The 16442-nt window shown below is 65.5% G+C and carries 13 protein-coding genes; 7 read left to right on the top strand and 6 right to left on the bottom strand.

Going from position 1 to position 16442, the window contains the following annotated elements; genetic code table 11:
* Positions 1-100 precede the first annotated feature (100 nt).
* The 3 genes from smc to ABLE85_RS02360 all read right to left on the bottom strand — a co-directional run bounded on the left by smc (position 101) and on the right by ABLE85_RS02360 (position 4979).
* Positions 101-3559: a chromosome segregation protein SMC gene (smc, locus tag ABLE85_RS02370; protein ID WP_348791070.1), complete on the bottom strand. Its 3459-nt coding sequence runs from the start codon at positions 3557-3559 to the stop codon at positions 101-103.
* 60 nt (positions 3560-3619) lie between these two features.
* Positions 3620-4336: a DsbA family protein gene (locus ABLE85_RS02365; protein ID WP_348791069.1), complete on the bottom strand. Its 717-nt coding sequence runs from the start codon at positions 4334-4336 to the stop codon at positions 3620-3622.
* A 136-nt stretch (positions 4337-4472) separates the two neighbouring features.
* The gene (locus ABLE85_RS02360) at positions 4473-4979 is read right to left on the bottom strand and encodes a DUF721 domain-containing protein (RefSeq protein ID WP_348791068.1); all 507 of its coding nucleotides are present in this window, start codon (positions 4977-4979) and stop codon (positions 4473-4475) included.
* A gap of 58 nt (positions 4980-5037) precedes the next feature.
* Between ABLE85_RS02360 and mutY the strand changes: the two genes are divergently transcribed.
* On the top strand, positions 5038-6171 hold the full coding sequence (mutY, locus tag ABLE85_RS02355; protein WP_348791067.1) for an A/G-specific adenine glycosylase: 1134 nt from the start codon (positions 5038-5040) through the stop codon (positions 6169-6171).
* Positions 6168-6779 carry an HAD family phosphatase gene (locus tag ABLE85_RS02350; protein WP_348791066.1) on the top strand — a complete coding sequence of 204 codons (612 nt, stop codon included), beginning with the start codon at positions 6168-6170 and terminating at the stop codon, positions 6777-6779. The genes mutY and ABLE85_RS02350 overlap by 4 nt, the downstream gene beginning before the upstream one ends.
* Positions 6780-6827: 48 nt before the next feature.
* Here ABLE85_RS02350 and ABLE85_RS02345 read toward each other — a convergent pair whose 3' ends face one another.
* Positions 6828-7961: a site-specific DNA-methyltransferase gene (locus ABLE85_RS02345; RefSeq protein WP_348791065.1), complete on the bottom strand. Its 1134-nt coding sequence runs from the start codon at positions 7959-7961 to the stop codon at positions 6828-6830.
* A gap of 196 nt (positions 7962-8157) precedes the next feature.
* On the opposite strand from ABLE85_RS02345, the gene ABLE85_RS02340 reads away from it, so the two are divergent.
* Complete coding sequence (locus ABLE85_RS02340) at positions 8158-8847, top strand: HAD-IA family hydrolase (RefSeq protein WP_348791064.1); 690 nt, start codon at positions 8158-8160, stop codon at positions 8845-8847.
* Positions 8848-8855: 8 nt separating this feature from the next.
* Here ABLE85_RS02340 and ABLE85_RS02335 read toward each other — a convergent pair whose 3' ends face one another.
* Positions 8856-9356, bottom strand: a complete 501-nt coding sequence (locus ABLE85_RS02335) for a hypothetical protein (protein ID WP_348791063.1) — start codon at positions 9354-9356, stop codon at positions 8856-8858.
* Positions 9357-9551: 195 nt separating this feature from the next.
* On the opposite strand from ABLE85_RS02335, the gene thrC reads away from it, so the two are divergent.
* The 4 genes from thrC to ABLE85_RS02315 are packed head-to-tail and all read left to right on the top strand — an operon-like array spanning position 9552 to position 15753.
* On the top strand, positions 9552-10946 hold the full coding sequence (gene thrC, locus ABLE85_RS02330; RefSeq protein ID WP_348791444.1) for a threonine synthase: 1395 nt from the start codon (positions 9552-9554) through the stop codon (positions 10944-10946).
* An 11-nt stretch (positions 10947-10957) separates the two neighbouring features.
* Positions 10958-12250: a pitrilysin family protein gene (locus tag ABLE85_RS02325; RefSeq protein ID WP_348791062.1), complete on the top strand. Its 1293-nt coding sequence runs from the start codon at positions 10958-10960 to the stop codon at positions 12248-12250.
* A gap of 15 nt (positions 12251-12265) precedes the next feature.
* Positions 12266-12862 (top strand): GNAT family protein, encoded by a 597-nt coding sequence (locus tag ABLE85_RS02320; RefSeq protein ID WP_348791061.1) that lies wholly within the window; start codon positions 12266-12268, stop codon positions 12860-12862.
* A 2-nt stretch (positions 12863-12864) separates the two neighbouring features.
* Positions 12865-15753: an EAL domain-containing protein gene (locus ABLE85_RS02315; RefSeq protein ID WP_348791060.1), complete on the top strand. Its 2889-nt coding sequence runs from the start codon at positions 12865-12867 to the stop codon at positions 15751-15753.
* A gap of 64 nt (positions 15754-15817) precedes the next feature.
* Here the strand turns inward: ABLE85_RS02315 and ABLE85_RS02310 are convergent, their stop codons facing one another.
* Positions 15818-16426 carry a YqgE/AlgH family protein gene (locus ABLE85_RS02310; protein ID WP_348791059.1) on the bottom strand — a complete coding sequence of 203 codons (609 nt, stop codon included), beginning with the start codon at positions 16424-16426 and terminating at the stop codon, positions 15818-15820.
* Positions 16427-16442: the final 16 nt, after the last annotated feature.

Raw genomic sequence — 16442 nt, 5'->3', positions numbered from 1 at the left:
CGGGGGCAGTTATGCCAAGGCCCTCAGTTACCAGTTCGCCACGCCGAGGTAAAGAATGTCGGGGACAGACACCGAGTGGCGCGAGCCAAGGCGCTGCCCCTCAGCTCGCCTCGCGCATGCGCTCGGCGGCTTGCAGGTCCACCGAAACCAGCTGGCTCACCCCCTGCTCGGCCATGGTCACGCCAAACAGGCGGTTCATGCGCGCCATGGTGATCGGGTTGTGCGTGATGATGACGAAGCGCGTCTCGGTGGTGCGCGCCATCTCGTCCATCAGGTTGCAGAAGCGCTCGACATTGTGGTCGTCGAGCGGCGCGTCGACTTCGTCGAGCACGCAGATCGGCGCCGGATTGGTCAGGAACACGGCGAAGATCAGCGCCATGGCCGTCAGTGCCTGCTCGCCGCCGGAAAGCAGCGTCATGGTCTGCGGCTTCTTGCCGGGCGGGCGGGCGAGGATTTCGAGCCCCGCCTCCAGCGGATCTTCCGATTCGATCAGCTGCAGTTCGGCGGTGCCGCCGCCGAAGAGGTGGGTGAACAGCCGCTGGAACTGCACGTTCACCTTGTCGAAGGCAGCCAGCAGGCGCTCGCGGCCCTCGCGGTTAAGGCTCTGGATCGCCTGGCGAAGCTTGCGGATCGCCTCGATCACGTCGTCGCGCTCGGAAACGATTGCTTCATGGCGCTCGGAAAGCTCGCGCTGTTCCTCCTCCGCGCGCAGGTTGACCGCGCCCAGTCGCTCGCGCTCTATCTTCAGGCGCTCCAGCCGCCGCTCCACCTCGCCCGCGTCGGGCAGCGGGTCGTCGGCTTCGAGGCCGGTATGTCGGATGACGAGATGCGGCGCGGTGTTCAGCGCCTCGTGGATGCGCGCCTCGATCTCCTTGCGGCGATCATCGGCGGCGGTCAGGCGCTCCTCGGCGCGGCCGCGCGCCTCGCGCGCTTCCGAAAGGCCCTGGATCGCCTCGGTGGCCGCCTTGTCCAGAACCGACTGTTTGTTTTCCGCCTCCTGCAGCCGGTCCGCAACTTCCTTGCGCTCGGCTTCGGCCTTCGACAGCTGCGACAGCAGGCTGCGCCGCCGCTCGTCGATCTCGTCGGGCGCGTCGATCAGCCTCTCGCGCTCCTCGGCAGCCTCGGCCTGCCGCTCGTGCAGCGAGGCGATGTGCCCGGCGGCATTCTCGGCGCGCAGCGTCCAGTTGCGCCGCTCCAGCGCAATCGACTCCAGCCGGCGCGTGCGCGCATCCGCCTCGCGCCTCAGCCCGTCATGCACGGCGCGGGCGTCGGCGACCGCCGCGCGGTCGCGCGAGACACGGGCGGCAGCTTCGTCGAGCCGCGACTGCAAGTCGCCAAGGTCCGGCGCGTCGGCCAGCATTTCCTCCGCCTCGACATAGGCGGCCGCCACTTCCTCGTGGTCAGCCTCGATACGGGCGCGCGCATCTTCCAGCGCGGCGCGGCGGCTGGAAAGCTCGCCGGCGGCCTTCTCCGCCCTGGCCAGCGCGTCGCGCGCCTGGTCGACCGCGTGCTGGGCATCGCGCCACGCCTGGCGCGACTGGCGCTCCTCGTCGATGCGCTGGCGCACCGCGGCTTCCGCCTCGGCCAGCGCCTTTTCGGCCACACGCACCCTGTCTGCGGCTTCCACCGCCTCGGCTTCGAGCTCAGCCAGCCGGTTCTTCTGGGCCAGGCGCAGCGCGGCGGCGGTGGGCGCGTCCGCGCTTGCGGTAAAGCCGTCCCAGCGCCACAGCGCGCCGTCGCGACTCACCAGCCGCTGTCCGGGCGCCAGCAGCGCTTGCAGGCGCGGCCCCTCGCCCGGCTCGACGATGCCGATCTGCGCCAGGCGCCGCGCCAGCTGTTTTGGCGCACGAACGACCGTCGCCAGGCTCTGCGCGCCTTCCGGCAGGGCCGGGTCGCTTGCCGCCGGCTGGCTGTCGCCCCAGTGCACCGGCGCTGCCGGATCGAGCGGCACGTCGAGGTCTTCGCCAAGCGCCGCGCCCAGAGCGGTTTCGAAGCCACGCTCGACGCTGATCTGCTCCAGCACGGCCGGGAAGCCGTCGCTGCTTGTCGCGCTGAGGATCTTGGCGAGCGTCCGCGCCTCGGTCTCGACCTGCGCCAGTGCCGCCCGTGCCTCCTGCAGCGGCGGGCGCGCGGCGGCCTCGGCAGCGCGGGCTTCGGCCACCATCCGTTCGGCCTCTCCGGCACCCAGCTCGGCCTCTTCAAGGGCGGCCTGGGCCTCGTCGGCCAAAAACTTCTTCTCGGCCGGATCGGCCAGCCCGGCGATGCGCGCGGCGATCTCCGAAACCTCGCGGTCGACTTCCGCCAGCTGTCGCGCGAAGCGGTCGCGGCGTTCGGCTGTCTCGCGCAGCGCGCGCTCGAACTGGGTGCGCGAGGCCGCAGCCTCCGCCCGCTCGGCTGTCAGCTTGGAAAGGGCCGCTTCGCTCTGCTGAAGCGTCGCCGCAGCCTCCTCGAGTGCGGCGCTCGTTGCCACCTCGCGTTCGTCGGCGCCGTCGTTCTCGGCTCGCAGCGTCTCCTCTTCCTCAGCCAGCCGGCCAAGAATGTCGGCATTGTCGCGGACGAGTTGTTCCTCGCGCACGATGTCGGCGTCGAGCTGCTGCAGGCGGCGCTCGAGCTCGGCCTGGCGCGCCTTCACGCGGCCGGCCTCTTCCTCGATCTGGGTGCGAGCGATGGTCAGCCGCTGGAAGATCGCTGCAGCGGCGGCTTCCGCCTCGCGCAGTTCCGGCAGACGGTGCGCGCCGATCGCCTGTTCCTTGGCGGCGGTCATCTGGGAGGCGGCACGCTCGCCCACCAGCGAGGTAGCGGTTGCCAGCGCGGAGCGCGCCTCGCCTTCCTGCGTCTTGGCCTGCGTCCAGCGCAGGTGGAGCAGCGTCGCTTCCGCCTTGCGGATGTCGGCCGACAGGTTCTTGAAGCGCGAGGCCTGCCGCGCCTGCCGCTTCAGGCTCTCGATCTGGCTTTCGAGCTCGCCGACCACGTCGTCGAGGCGTTCAAGGTTTTGTTCTGCCGCACGCAGGCGCAGCTCCGCCTCGTGACGACGCGTATGCAGGCCCGAAATGCCGGCTGCTTCTTCAAGCAGCGCCCGGCGCGCCTGCGGCTTGGCCTGGATCAATTCGCCGATGCGCCCCTGCCCCACCATCGAGGGCGAGCGCGCGCCGGTCGACTGGTCGGCAAACAGAAGCTGCACGTCCTTGGCGCGCGCTTCCTTGCCGTTGATGCGGTAGATCGAGCCCGCCTCGCGCTCGATGCGGCGCGACACCTGCAACTCGTCGGCATCATTGAAGGCCGGCGGCGCGGTGCGGTCGCTATTGTCGAGGAAAAGCGTGACTTCGGCGGTGTTGCGCGCGGGCCTTGTGCCGGAGCCGGAAAAGATCACGTCGTCCATGCCCGAGGCACGCATGTTCTTGTATGAGCTTTCGCCCATCACCCAGCGCAGCGCCTCGACCAGATTGGATTTGCCGCAGCCGTTCGGCCCGACGATGCCCGTCAGGCCGCGTTCGATCACGAACTCGCCGGGTTCGACGAAGGACTTGAAACCGAGAAGGCGCAGGCGGGAAAATTTCATGCGCGCGGTCCCGCGACCGCAGGCGCGCCGGAGCGCAAGCGCCCCGGCCAAGCCGAACCGTCAGAGCATGCCGTCGATAATCGCCGACATTTCCTCAATCGACATAGCCCCTTTGTACATATTGCCATTGATGAAGAAGGTCGGGGTGGAATCGATCCCGAATTCGTCCGCACCACGTTTCTGTACTGCCCTGACATCGTCCAGAAGTTTCTGGTCCGTCAAGCAGGCCTCGAAGGACTCCTGTGAAAAACCGGCCAGTTTGGCGATTTGAAGGAGCGCGGACTTGGCATCCTGCACGCCCGCCCAGTTTTCCTGCTGCTTGAACAGCACCTCGACCATCGGGAAATAGTTGTCCTTCGAGCAGCGGGCAAGCATGAAAGCGGCTTCCGCGCGCGGGTCGAAGGGGAATTCGCGCAGGATGTAACGCACCTTGCCGGTGTCGATGTACTTCGTCTTCAACTCAGGGAAGGTCGAGTTGGCGAAGTGCGCGCAGTGGCTGCAGGTCATCGAGGCATATTCCACGATGGTCACCGGCGCATCGGCCTTGCCCATCACCTCGTCGGGCAGCGCACCGGGCTGCAGCAGCTTGGACATGTCGACCGTGCCCTGCGGCTTGGGCGCCTCGACCTTGGCGGATTCGGTCGGGGTGGCGGGCGTCGCCACCTCCTGCACGACAGAGGCCGCGCCCGAGTCGTCGCTGCAGGCGGCAAGCAGAGCAACCGCCGGAAGGGCGGCCAGCGAGGAAAGAACAGTTCTGCGCGAAATGGAACGGGTCATGCGAATCACCTGCCTGCCGTTTGAGTGTGCGATGCCGAAGCAACAAAAAGCGAGAGTTGGCACGAATTAAGGCATCCAAATCCCCAATCCAATTACCAAAATTTTCAGCCCCGATCACGAATCCGAGAGATGAAAGTCAGGACTTTCTTTGCCTTGTGCCGATAATCGTCGCGCCCAGCCTTTCGAGCGACGCGCGCAGCCCCTCATCTTCAATCATTCCCACCGCATTGTGAAGCTTTGCGCGCTCCCCCTCCGTCAGTTGCCGCGGACGCGGTCGCGGCGCAGGCGTGCTGTCGGCGATGGGTTTCTGCACAATGCGAATGCGCCCAATGGCGTTGAATCCGAGGAAGGCGTTGACGCGGCCGATGATCTCGCCGGTCTCGTGCTGCAGGTGAAGCGCGGCCATGCCTTCACAGGCCACCACCAGCGTTGCCGGCTCGAACGGATCGTCCTCGTGCAGACGCCGCGGCCACTGGATCTTCTCCGGCCGCGTCTTGGCCGAGAGGCGCGGTCCCACGATCTCTTCCCAGGACTGCACCAGCCCGACCGAAATGCCGGCGCGCTTGCGTAGCACCGGATCGAGGATTTCGGTGGCGAGATCGCTGACCGGAACGGGATTGCCGAACCGCCCTTTCCCTGTCATGTGCGTTCTCCAGATCAATCTGCGCCCGCGCGACAGGCGCATAGCGTTCCGGCGATCAATGGCATCACCTGGCACATCCCGCAAGAGCGTCGAGGCGACATCCCCCACCGTCGCGCAGCACCTGCTCGCCTGGTACGACGACAACCATCGCGAATTGCCCTGGCGGGTTCCGCCGCGCGAGCTCGCCACGGGCGTGCGCCCCGATCCCTACCGCGTCTGGCTGTCGGAGATCATGCTCCAGCAGACCACCGTCGAGGCGGTAAAGCCCTATTTTAGCGCCTTCCTTGAAAAGTGGCCGAACGTCGAGGCGCTTGCCGCCGCAGAGAACGAAGAGGTGATGAAGGCTTGGGCCGGGCTCGGCTACTATTCGCGCGCCCGCAACCTGAAAGCCTGCGCAAATGCGGTGGCGCAAGCCGGCGGTGTCTTTCCCGATACGGAGTCCGGCCTGCGCGCCCTGCCCGGCATCGGGCCCTATACGGCGGCTGCAATCGCGGCGATCGCCTTCAGCCGGCCGGCGGCGGTCATGGACGGCAATGTCGAACGCGTCATGTCGCGCCTGTTCATGATCGACACGCCACTGCCCGACGCCAAGCCGGAGATCCGCAGCTTGCTGGAAACGCTGGTTCCGGAGGACAGGCCCGGCGACTTCGCCCAGTCAATGATGGACCTCGGAGCAACCATCTGCACGCCGCGCCGGCCGCGCTGCATGCTTTGCCCGCTGCGAGACGAATGCCAGGTTCTGGGCCAGGCGGATCAGGAATTCTATCCGGTCCGCGCGCCCAAGGCGGAAAAACCGTCGCGTCAGGGTGCCGCGTTCGTGGCGGTCCGGCCCGATGGCGCGATCCTCCTGCGCAAGCGTCCGGAAAAAGGCCTGCTCGGCGGCATGACCGAGGTGCCGACGACCGGCTGGACAGCCCGCGCCGACGGTGAAACCTCGGCCGACGCAGCTCCCTTCCCCGCCGATTGGCGCAAGGCCGGCAGCATCAGCCACGTCTTCACCCATTTCGCGCTGGAACTGCATGTCTACCGCGCCGAGATTGCCTGCACCGCCGCGCCGCAAGACCATTTCTGGTCGCCAGCCGAAGCGCTTCATGGCGAAGCGCTGCCCACCGTCATGAAAAAGGCAATTGAGGCTGCGATACCCGGCGCGACTCGCAAGCCCCATTCCACCAACCCGAAGAGGCCCAAATGACCGAGATCCGCCACATCGTCTTCGACATCGGCAAGGTCCTGATCCACTACGATCCCGATCTGCCGTTCAGCCGGTTGATCCCGGACGAGACGGAGCGGAAGCGGTTCTTCGACACGATCTGCACGCATGAATGGAACATCGAGCAGGATCGCGGGCGCAGCTGGGAAGAGGCCGAGGCTCTGCTGATCGCGGAATATCCCGATCATGAAGAGAACATCCGCAACTTCCGCCGCCACTGGCACGAAATGGTGCCGCACGCCTATGACGACAGCGTTGCGCTGATGGAAGAGCTCATCGACGCCGGCCACGACGTGACGCTGCTGACCAACTGGGCCAAGGACACGTTCGTCGAGGCGCGCGGGCGCTTTCCCTTCCTCAACCGTCCGCGTGGCATCACCGTCTCCGGCGAGATCGGCATGATCAAGCCCGACCGCAGCATCTACGACCATCACGCCGCGACCTTCGGCCTGACGCCCGCCGCCACGATCTTCATCGACGATAGCCAGAAGAACGTCGACGGCGCCACGGCCGCCGGCTGGCACGCGGTCCTCTTCCAGAATGCCAAAACGCTCGAGGCGGACCTCGAGCGTTTCGGGATCAGCCGGTGACTGGAGCCCGGCTCATCGGTTAACTCTTGACGCGCGGTGCGCGGCCGGTCACGCGCCGGCGCGCTCCATGCCCAGGCGCGCGATGCGGCGCAGCTCGTCGATCTGCGTCAGGCCGCCATTGCGCTCGTAGTGCCAGAAGGTCCAGCCGTTGCAGGCGTCCAGCCCCTGCACGGCCGCGCCGATCCGATGAATGGAGCCAGCCTGGTCGGCTGTCGCCAGCGTGCCGTCGGCGCGCACCGTCGCCGACCAGCGCTTCTTCGCATCGTACAGAACGGTTCCCGGCTTCATCATGCCGGAATCGATGAGCGACACGAAGGCCACGCGCGGCTCCGCACGCTTGCCCGAAAGCACGGTCAGCGCAGCACTTTCCAGCGGCTTCACCGCGTCGATGCGCGCCGTGGCGGCGTCGATATATTCTTGCTCGCGTTCGATGCCCACGAAGTGGCGGCCAAGGCGCTTGGCCACCGCGCCGGTCGTGCCGGAGCCGAAGAACGGGTCGAGCACCACGTCGCCCGGCTTGGTCGACGCCATCATGATGCGGGCCAGCAGCGCCTCGGGCTTCTGCGTCGGATGCAGCTTGTCGCCGTTGTCGTCCTTCAGCCGCTCCGATCCGGTGCAGATCGGGAACAGCCAGTCCGAGCGCATCTGCACGTCGTCATTGGCCGCCTTCAGCGAGTCGTAGTTGAAGGTGTAGTTCTTGGAATTGGCGTCGCGCGAGGCCCAGATCATCGTTTCATGCGCGTTCTGGAAGCGACGGCCGCGGAAATTCGGCATCGGGTTGGTCTTGCGCCAGACGATGTCGTTGAGAATCCAGTAGCCGAGATCCTGCATCGAGGCGCCGACGCGGAAGATGTTGTGATAGGAGCCGATCACCCAGATGGTGCCGTTCGGCTTCAGCACGCGGCGCGCCGCCAGCAGCCAGGCGCGGGTGAAGGCGTCGTAGGCCGCAAAGCTGTCGAACTGGTCCCAGTGATCGTCCACGGCATCGACCTTCGACTGGTCGGGGCGGTGCAGGTCGCCATTGAGCTGGAGATTGTAAGGCGGGTCGGCGAAGATGACGTCGATCGACTTCTCCGGCAGCTTGTTGAGCGCGGCGACGCAATCCCCTTTCAGGATCGTATCAAGCCACTCGGCTTTCTGCGGCGTGGGGGAGAGGTCGACGGGAAGACGCACGGCGGACATTCAAGCACCCGGGTTACACGTTACTGTTTACACCCTGTTATGGTTACCGATCAGCGTAAACAATTGGTGAAGCCGGCGTCCAAATTTCTCGAGCAAGGCCCCTCAGGTTTGCGGATCAGGTGCCTATGGTGTATGTCGCTGCCCGAACCTACATAAGCCGTTTGCGGCCATTTCCTCCCCAATTTCCCGGATTGTCATGACACAGCCAGATCTCGTCATCTTCGATTGCGACGGCGTTCTCGTCGATTCAGAAATCATCGCCGCGCGCGTCGAGGCCGACCTTCTGACGTCCGCCGGTTTCCCGATTTCAGCCGAGGAACTGGCCGAGGTCTATGCTGGCCTCACCTTCAAGGACATCATGCTGCGCATCGAGGAGCAGTCGCAGATCCCGCTGCAGGCTTCCCTCATCGACCAGGCGGAAAAGCTTGTCGACCGCCGCCTGGAGGCCGAGGTCCGCGCCGTGGACGGCGTGCATGAGGCGGTGGCGGCCGTGGCGGTCCAGCGCTGCATCTGCTCCAATTCCAGCGCCGCGCGGCTTGAGATGACGCTTGGCAAGACGCGGCTTCTGCCGTTCTTCTCGGGCCGCGTCTTCTCTTCGCTGGATACGCCGACGAGGAAGCCCAAGCCGGCCCCGGACGTGTTCCTGCACGCAGCCAGCACTTTGGGAGCCGAGCCGACGCGCACCTTCGTGATCGAGGATTCGGTGCACGGCGTAGCCGGCGCGCGGGCCGCCGGCATGCGCGCCATCGGCTTCACCGGCGCCTCGCACAGCTACCCCGGCCACGCCGACGCGCTGACGGAAGCCGGCGCAGAAACCGTCATCCGCCGCTGGGCGGACCTTGCCGGCGTCGTCGCCGCGCTGTCGGAGTGGTCGGAAGACGCGTGATCGCCGCGTTACTTCTTCTTGGTCTTGGCCGGCGGGCCTTCGTCGTAGCCGGCATAGACCTGCACGTTCGGCTCCGTCGGGATCGGGAAGGTCACGGCCGGATCGTTGAACACGAACTGCGCGGCGGACGACTGGTCGGAGACCGCGACCTGGAAGTTGTGCAGCTTGGAATAGAGCACCTCCTCGCCGCGCACCACGGCGACGCGGATCGGCATCGTGACGTTGCCCGGTTTGGCCACAGGACCGGGCACCACCCTGCCGGCGACCGCGACGTTGAGGGTGAGCATGCCATCGGCGCGGCTGCAGCTGCGCGTGACGTCGGAGATGGACGACTGGTAGACCAGCTTAGTCGGATCGTCCTGCCCGCCCTTGGCGTAGGTGTTGAGGTATGCGGTTCCTTCCCGCAGCGTAACCCGCGGGCAGTATGCCGTGAGCTCGCTTGCGGCGACCTTCGGCTGCGCCTCCTTGCTGGCGGTGTCGCTGGATTGGCAGCCTGCGACGGCAATCATCAAGCCGGAAACTGCAAGACCCGTCAGAAAACGATTATTACCCAATCGAAACTGCAGAAACTTCATATGCTCGAACTTCCCTCTCGCAAAGCTGGCGCTGGTATAGCAATCGCGCGGCAAAAATGCGACTGACAGCGAGCAAGTTTTCAACCATCGGCTTTGCAATACAGGTTGCGCCAGGACAGACGGATGACGATGAACTACGTGAGCACCCGCGGGGAGGCACCCGCACTAGGCTTTTCCGACGCGATCCTGACCGGATTGGCGCGTGACGGCGGGCTCTACATTCCCAGCGAATGGCCCCACTTCAGCCCGGCCGAAATCCGTGCCATGCGCGGCCTGTCCTATCCCGATCTCGCCATCCGCCTGCTGACGCCGTTCCTCGGCGGCGAGATAGCCGCTTCCGACTTCGAGAAAATCGTGCGGGAGGCCTACGCCACTTTCCGGCATGAAGCGGTCTGCCCGCTCGTCCAGACCGGCGCCAACACCTTCGTGCTGGAGCTTTTCCACGGCCCGACGCTGGCCTTCAAGGACGTTGCCATGCAGATGCTGGCGCGCCTGATGGACCATGTGCTGGCCGAGCGCGGCCAGCGCGCCACCATCACCGCCGCCACATCGGGCGACACCGGCGGCGCGGCCATCGACGCCTTCGCCGGTCGCGCCCGCACCGACATGTTCGTGCTGTTCCCGCATGGCCGCGTGTCTCCGGTGCAGCAGCGCCAGATGACCACCCACGAGGCCTCCAACGTCCACGCTCTTGCGATCGAAGGCAATTTCGACGACTGCCAGGGCCTGGTGAAGGACATGTTCAACGACCATGCCTTCCGTGACCGCGTCTCGTTGTCGGGCGTGAACTCGATCAACTGGGCCCGCATCATGGCCCAGATCGTCTACTACTTCTCGTCGGCGCTTTCGCTCGGCGCGCCGGACCGGCCGGTCTCCTTCACCGTTCCCACCGGCAATTTCGGCGACATCTTCGCCGGCTATGCCGCCAAGCGCATGGGCCTGCCGATCGAGCGCCTGATCATTGCCACCAACGACAATGACATCCTCGCCCGCACGCTGGCGACCGGCGAATACCGCACCACCGGCGTCGTTGCGACCACGTCGCCTTCTATGGACATCCAGGTGTCGTCGAATTTCGAACGGCTGCTGTTCGAGGCTTCGGGTCGCGATGCCGGCGAGGTGCGGCGCCATATGGCCGGCCTCAAGCAGTCCGGTGCATTCACCATCGACGCCCCGACGCTCGCCGCGATCCGCGCTGAGTTCGACGCCGGACGCGCCACCATGGACGAAACCGCGGCCACCATTCGCGAGACGCTGCAGGCGAGCTCCTATCTCCTCGACCCGCACACGGCCACCGCCGTGCATGTCGCCCGCCAGCATGCCGGCGACACGCCCATGATCGTGCTGGCCACCGCCCATCCCGCCAAGTTCCCGGCGGCAGTGGAGGAAGCCTGTGGCATCAACCCGGCGCTGCCGGCCTGGCTCGGGGGGTTGATGGAAAAGAAGGAAAAGTACACGATACTTTCCTCCGAACTGAAAATGGTGGAAGATTACATTAGCCGCCACGCGCGGGCGGCGCGTTAGGGAGTAACTTTATGGGTGTTGAGGTAAGCCGTCTGTCGAACGGCCTGACGGTAGCCACCGAGACCCTTCCAAGTATCGAATCCGTCGCATTGGGCGTTTGGGTCAAGTCAGGGGCCCGGAACGAACGCGACGACGAGCATGGGATGGCCCACCTCCTTGAGCACATGGCGTTCAAGGGGACCAACAAACGAAGCGCGTTCCAGATCGCTGCCGATATCGAAAATGTCGGCGGCGAGATCAACGCAGCCACAAGCGTCGAAACTACGTCCTTCTACGCCCGCGTCCTGGCCGACGACGTTCCGCTCGCCCTGGACCTCCTGTCCGACATCCTGACGGAATCGAAATTCGATCCGGAAGAACTGGAGCGCGAACAGCACGTCATCCTCCAGGAGATCGGTGCTGCCCACGACACGCCGGACGATGTCGTGTTCGACCATTTCACCGAGACCGCGTTCCGGCACCAGACCATCGGCCGCTCGATCCTCGGCACGCCCGAAACCGTCAAATCCTTCACCTCGCAGCAACTCCACGCCTTCATGGAGCGCCAATACGGCGCCGAGCAGATGGTGATCGTCGCCGCCGGCGACGTGAAGCACGACGTCTTCGTGCGCGATGTCGAAAGGCGCCTCGGCCGCTTCCGCGCCAAGGCCGACGGCGTGATGCCGCAATTTGCGCACTATGTCGGCGGCGACTACCGCGAGCATCGCGACCTCATGGACGCGCAGATCGTGCTCGGCTTCGAGGGGCGCGCCTATCACATGCGCGACTTCTACGCCTCGCAGATCCTGTCGATGATCCTCGGCGGCGGCATGTCGTCCCGCCTGTTCCAGGAAGTGCGCGAGAAACGCGGCCTTTGCTACTCGGTCTATGCCTTCCATTGGGGCTTCTCCGACACCGGCATCTTCGGCGTCCATGCCGCCACCGGGCAGGCCGACATCGCCCGCCTCGTCCCCCTCATCATCAAGGAGCTGGAGCGGGCCGGCGACAGCATCCTTCAGGAGGAGCTAGACCGGGCGCGAGCGCAATATCGCGCCGGCCTCATCATGTCGGCCGAGAGCGCCTCGAGCCGGGCTTCGCAGATCGCACGCCAGATGCTGCTGTTCGGCCGTCCGATTGCCAAGGAGGAACTCATGGAACGGCTCGGCGCGCTCACCGTCGAGCGCCTGACCGACCTTTCCGCGCGACTGTTCTCGACCAAGCCGACGGTCACCGCCGTCGGCCCGATCGGGTCGCTCCCCCCCTACGAGGCGATCCGCGACGCGCTTCCCAAGGCAAACGGCCGCATGCACAAGCTGGCCGGCTGAGTCGGCGCCAGAGCGATGTTCGCGTTCCCTTTCTTTCGCCGAGAAGCACCGGCGCTGAGAGGTGAGCGCGTCCATCTGCGCGTGCCGGAGCCCGGCGACTATCGCGAATGGGCGGCCCTGCGCGCCGAAAGCCGCAGCTTCCTTGAACCTTGGGAGCCCCGCTGGGCTCCTGATGAGCTTCGCCGCTCGGCCTGGCGTCATCGCATCAGCCGCTATCGCGAGGATTTTGCCAATGGCACCGCGGTCGCCTTCTTCATTTTCGAGAACGACACCAACCGGCTGGTCGGGGGAATCACCCTCGGCAACATCCGCCACGGCGTCGCCCAGAGTGGCCAGATCGGCTACTGGATCGGCGAGCGCTACGCCGGCCAGGGGCTCATGCTCGACGCGGTGCTGCAGGTGACCCGTTTCGGCTTCGATACGCTAAGGTTGCACAGGATCGAGGCCGCCTGTATTCCCGATAACAAGCGCTCGATGCGCGTGCTTGAAAAAGCCGGATTTCAGCGTGAAGGACTGTTACGATCCTATCTGCGGATCAATGGAAACTGGCAGGACCACTACCTCTATGGCTTGATCGCAGACGATCAGCGCGGGGCGACGACAAAGGGCTGATTTTGGTAAATTATCTGCGGATGGGACGCCTGCTGGTCTTTTTTCTCGCGGCTATCGCGAGCCTCTGCACGGCCTCGTCCGCCTTCGCCATAGAGCCCATCAAGATCGCCCGTGACGACGTGGCGCTCGACCTGTCCCGCGCGGTGGAGATCTACCGGAATCAGGGCGAGAATTTTCAGGTTTCCACAGCCCCCGGCCCCGACGGAATCGTGCGGCGCATCGAGGTGGAAGCCAACGACTCACGTTCCAGCGGCGACTGGGCCGTCTTCGCGCTTGCCAACACCACCGAGCAGCAACTCGACCGCCTCATCGTGGCGCCGCATTTCCGCCTGGTGAATTCCGGCCTGTTCTGGCCCGACCTCGGCTCCAGCCGCATCGCCGCGATTACGCCCAGCGAGGGTTTTGCGCTCGACCGTCAGGCCAGCCCCGATGCCGATGTGTTCCTGGTCACCTTGAACCCCGGCGCCGTCGTTACCTTCATTGCCGAGCTGTCCTCGCCCAAGCTGCCGCAGGTCTATCTGTGGGATCCGGAAGCCTTCAAGGACTCGGTCAACTCCTACACGCTGTTTCGCGGCATCATCATCGGCATCGCCGGCCTGCTGGCGCTGTTCCTGACCATCCTTTTCGTGGTCAAGGGCACGTCCATGTTCCCGGCAACGGCAGCCCTCTCGTGGGCGGTACTGGCCTATATCTGCGTCGACTTCGGCTTCCTCAACAAGATCATCGCCTTCTCTCCCGGAAGCGAGCAGATATGGCGCGCGGGCACCGAAGTCGGCCTTGCCGCAACCTTCGTGGTGTTCCTGTTCGCCTATCTCAACCTCAACCGCTGGCACGGGCACTTCAGCTATGGCGTCTTCGCCTGGATCCTCGGGCTGCTAATGATCGCCGGCGTCGCCGTCATCGATCCGGCCGTCGCGTCCGGCATCGCGCGCCTGTCATTTGCCGCCGCTGCCATCAGCGGCACCGGACTCATCGTGCTGCTCGGCATCCGCGGCTATGACCGCGCCATCATGCTGATCCCCAGCTGGGTCATGGTGCTTATCTGGCTCTGCGGATCATGGATGGCCGTCACCGGCCTTCTCGACAACGACGTTGTCCAGCCGGCGCTGGGCGGCGGTCTGATCCTCATCATCCTGCTCATCGGCTTCACCGTCATGCAGCACGCCTTCGCGGGCGGCGCCCTGCATCAGGGCCTTTTCAGCGATCTGGAACGCCAGGCGCTGGCCGTTGCCGGCTCCGGCGACATCGTCTGGGACTGGGACGTGCTGCGCGACCGGGTGGTGACCCGCCCCGACGTCAGCCTGCAGCTCGGCCTCACGCCCAACGCGCTCGGCGGTCCGGCCCGCAACTGGCTGCCCGTTCTCCACAGCGATGACCGCGACACTTTCCGCACCACGCTCGACGTCGTACTTGAGCACAGGCGCGGACGCGTGGCGCAGAACTTCCGCCTGCGGGGTGCCGACGGTCACTATCACTGGTTTTCGCTGCGCGCCCGGCCGGTGGTCGGCTCCGACGGCGAGGTCATCCGCTGCGTCGGGACGCTGCTCGACGTGACCGAGCAGAAGAAGTCGGAAGAGCGGCTTCTGCATGACGCCGTGCACGACAATCTGACCGGCCTGCCCAACCGCGAGCTGTTCATGAACCGGCTCGAGGCGGTGCTCTCCATCGCCAAGACCGAGGACAAGATCCGCCCGACCGTCTTCGTCATCGACATCGACCGCTTCAAGCACGTCAATGACAGCCTCGGCATCTCCGCCGGCGACACCATCCTGCTCACCATCGCGCGGCGCCTCAACCGCCTGCTCAAGCCGAAGGATTCGCTGTCGCGTTTCGCCGGCGACCAGTTCGCGCTGATGCTGCTCTCCGAACAGGAGCCGGCCCGCATCGCCGCGGTCGCAGACGCCATCAAGCAGGCGGTGGGCTCGCCGATCACCTTCGCCAAGCGCGAGATCCTGCTGACCGCCTCCGTCGGCCTAATCACCTGGACGCCTGCGCAGGCCTCGGCTGAAGACATGGTCAAGGATGCCGAACTGGCCATGCATCAGGCCAAGCGCTTCGGCGGCGACCGTATCGAGCCCTTCCGCCCCGCTTTCCGCTCGGTCGGCACCGACCGGCTGCAGCTCGAATCGGACCTGCGCCGCGCAGTCGAACGCAGGGAGTTCACCCTCGCCTACCAGCCGATCGTCCGGCTCGAGGACCGCACCGTCGCCGGCTTCGAGGCCCTGCTGCGCTGGGAACATCCGCGCCGCGGCATGATCCCGCCCTCCGACTTCATCCCTGTCGCCGAAAGCTGCGGACTGATCGTCCCTCTGGGCCTGTTCGCCATGCAGCAGGCGGCGGAAGACCTGGTCACCTGGCAGAAGCAGATCGGCGATGCGCCGCTATCGGTCTCGGTCAATCTCTCCAGCCGTCAGCTCATCCGGCGCGACCTCGTCAGCGACGTGCGCTCGATCATCTCCAAGACCGGCCTGAGGCCCCGCTGCTTCCGCCTCGAACTGACCGAATCGCTGGTGATGGACAATCCCGAGCAGACCGCCCATGTGCTGACCAAGCTCAAGCAGCTCGGCATCGGCCTCTCGCTGGACGACTTCGGCACCGGCTATTCGTCGCTCTCCTACCTGACGCGCTTCCCCTTCGACACGATCAAGATCGACCGGAGCTTCGTCGATGACTCCTCATCCAAGCGCACGGTGCTGCTGAAATCCATGGTCAACATGGCGCATGAGCTTGGCATGTCGGTGGTGGCGGAAGGCATTTCGGACGAGAACGACGCACTGCAGCTGCGGCAGATGGGCTGCGAATATGTGCAGAGCTTCATGTTCGGGTTACCGATCGGCGGCGACGCGGTGCTCAAGCTTTTGAAGGAACAGTATCCGCTCGCTCAAGCCTGACCTGCCGGGCGCTCAAGCGCGCCCGATGCGCCGGCGCAAGGCGGCAATTTCCGCCGGGATGGGCTCAGGCGTGGCCGGCTTCTTGGCTGAGATGGGCGAGATCGATACCGATCGAGGCGAGAAGGCGATCATACTTGAACTCGATATCGCCATCGAAAAGGAATTCCGGGCTGGCCGGGCAGGTCAGCCAGCCGTTTTCGGCGATCTCGTTTTCCAGCTGTCCCGCGCCCCAGCCGGCATAGCCGAGCACCATCAGCGCATGGCGCGGCCCGCGCCCGATTGAGATCGCGCGCAGGATGTCGACGGTTGCCGTCAGGCAGACGCTGTCGGAAATCGGCAGCGAGGATTCGACCCTGTAGTCGTCGCTGTGAAGCACGAAGCCACGGCTGCGGTCGACCGGCCCGCCATTGCGCACCACGAAGTCGCGCGCCGGCGGCGGCAGGCGGATCGCCTCCTCCTCGTCGAGGATGCCCAACTGCACCAGCAGGTCGGGAAACAGCAATTGCTGGCTTTGGTTGATGATCAGCCCCATCGCGCCCTCTTCGCTATGGGCGCAGATATAGATCACCGAGCGCGCAAACCGTTCGTCCTTCATGCCCGGCATGGCAATCAGGAACTGATCGTCCAGGAAGCGACGACCCGCGGCGCTCTTCTTTGGGCTCGGAATAACCATCTGCCAAAGGTAATCC

This window comes from Mesorhizobium sp. KR1-2 (assembly GCF_040045035.1).
Taxonomy (GTDB): Bacteria; Pseudomonadota; Alphaproteobacteria; order Rhizobiales; family Rhizobiaceae; genus Pseudaminobacter.
This window is presented reverse-complemented; position numbering and strand designations above follow the sequence as displayed.

What these genes read in the sequence shown, in the direction of transcription:
- smc (WP_348791070.1), bottom strand. Translation starts at nt 3,559, where the DNA reads ATGAAATTTTCCCGCCTGCGCCTTCTCGGTTTCAAGTCCTTCGTCGAA.
- ABLE85_RS02365 (WP_348791069.1), bottom strand. Translation starts at nt 4,336, where the DNA reads ATGACCCGTTCCATTTCGCGCAGAACTGTTCTTTCCTCGCTGGCCGCC.
- ABLE85_RS02360 (WP_348791068.1), bottom strand. Translation starts at nt 4,979, where the DNA reads ATGACAGGGAAAGGGCGGTTCGGCAATCCCGTTCCGGTCAGCGATCTC.
- mutY (WP_348791067.1), top strand. Translation starts at nt 5,038, where the DNA reads ATGGCATCACCTGGCACATCCCGCAAGAGCGTCGAGGCGACATCCCCC.
- ABLE85_RS02350 (WP_348791066.1), top strand. Translation starts at nt 6,168, where the DNA reads ATGACCGAGATCCGCCACATCGTCTTCGACATCGGCAAGGTCCTGATC.
- ABLE85_RS02345 (WP_348791065.1), bottom strand. Translation starts at nt 7,961, where the DNA reads ATGTCCGCCGTGCGTCTTCCCGTCGACCTCTCCCCCACGCCGCAGAAA.
- ABLE85_RS02340 (WP_348791064.1), top strand. Translation starts at nt 8,158, where the DNA reads ATGACACAGCCAGATCTCGTCATCTTCGATTGCGACGGCGTTCTCGTC.
- ABLE85_RS02335 (WP_348791063.1), bottom strand. Translation starts at nt 9,356, where the DNA reads ATGATTGCCGTCGCAGGCTGCCAATCCAGCGACACCGCCAGCAAGGAG.
- thrC (WP_348791444.1), top strand. Translation starts at nt 9,552, where the DNA reads ATGAACTACGTGAGCACCCGCGGGGAGGCACCCGCACTAGGCTTTTCC.
- ABLE85_RS02325 (WP_348791062.1), top strand. Translation starts at nt 10,958, where the DNA reads ATGGGTGTTGAGGTAAGCCGTCTGTCGAACGGCCTGACGGTAGCCACC.
- ABLE85_RS02320 (WP_348791061.1), top strand. Translation starts at nt 12,266, where the DNA reads ATGTTCGCGTTCCCTTTCTTTCGCCGAGAAGCACCGGCGCTGAGAGGT.
- ABLE85_RS02310 (WP_348791059.1), bottom strand. Translation starts at nt 16,426, where the DNA reads ATGGTTATTCCGAGCCCAAAGAAGAGCGCCGCGGGTCGTCGCTTCCTG.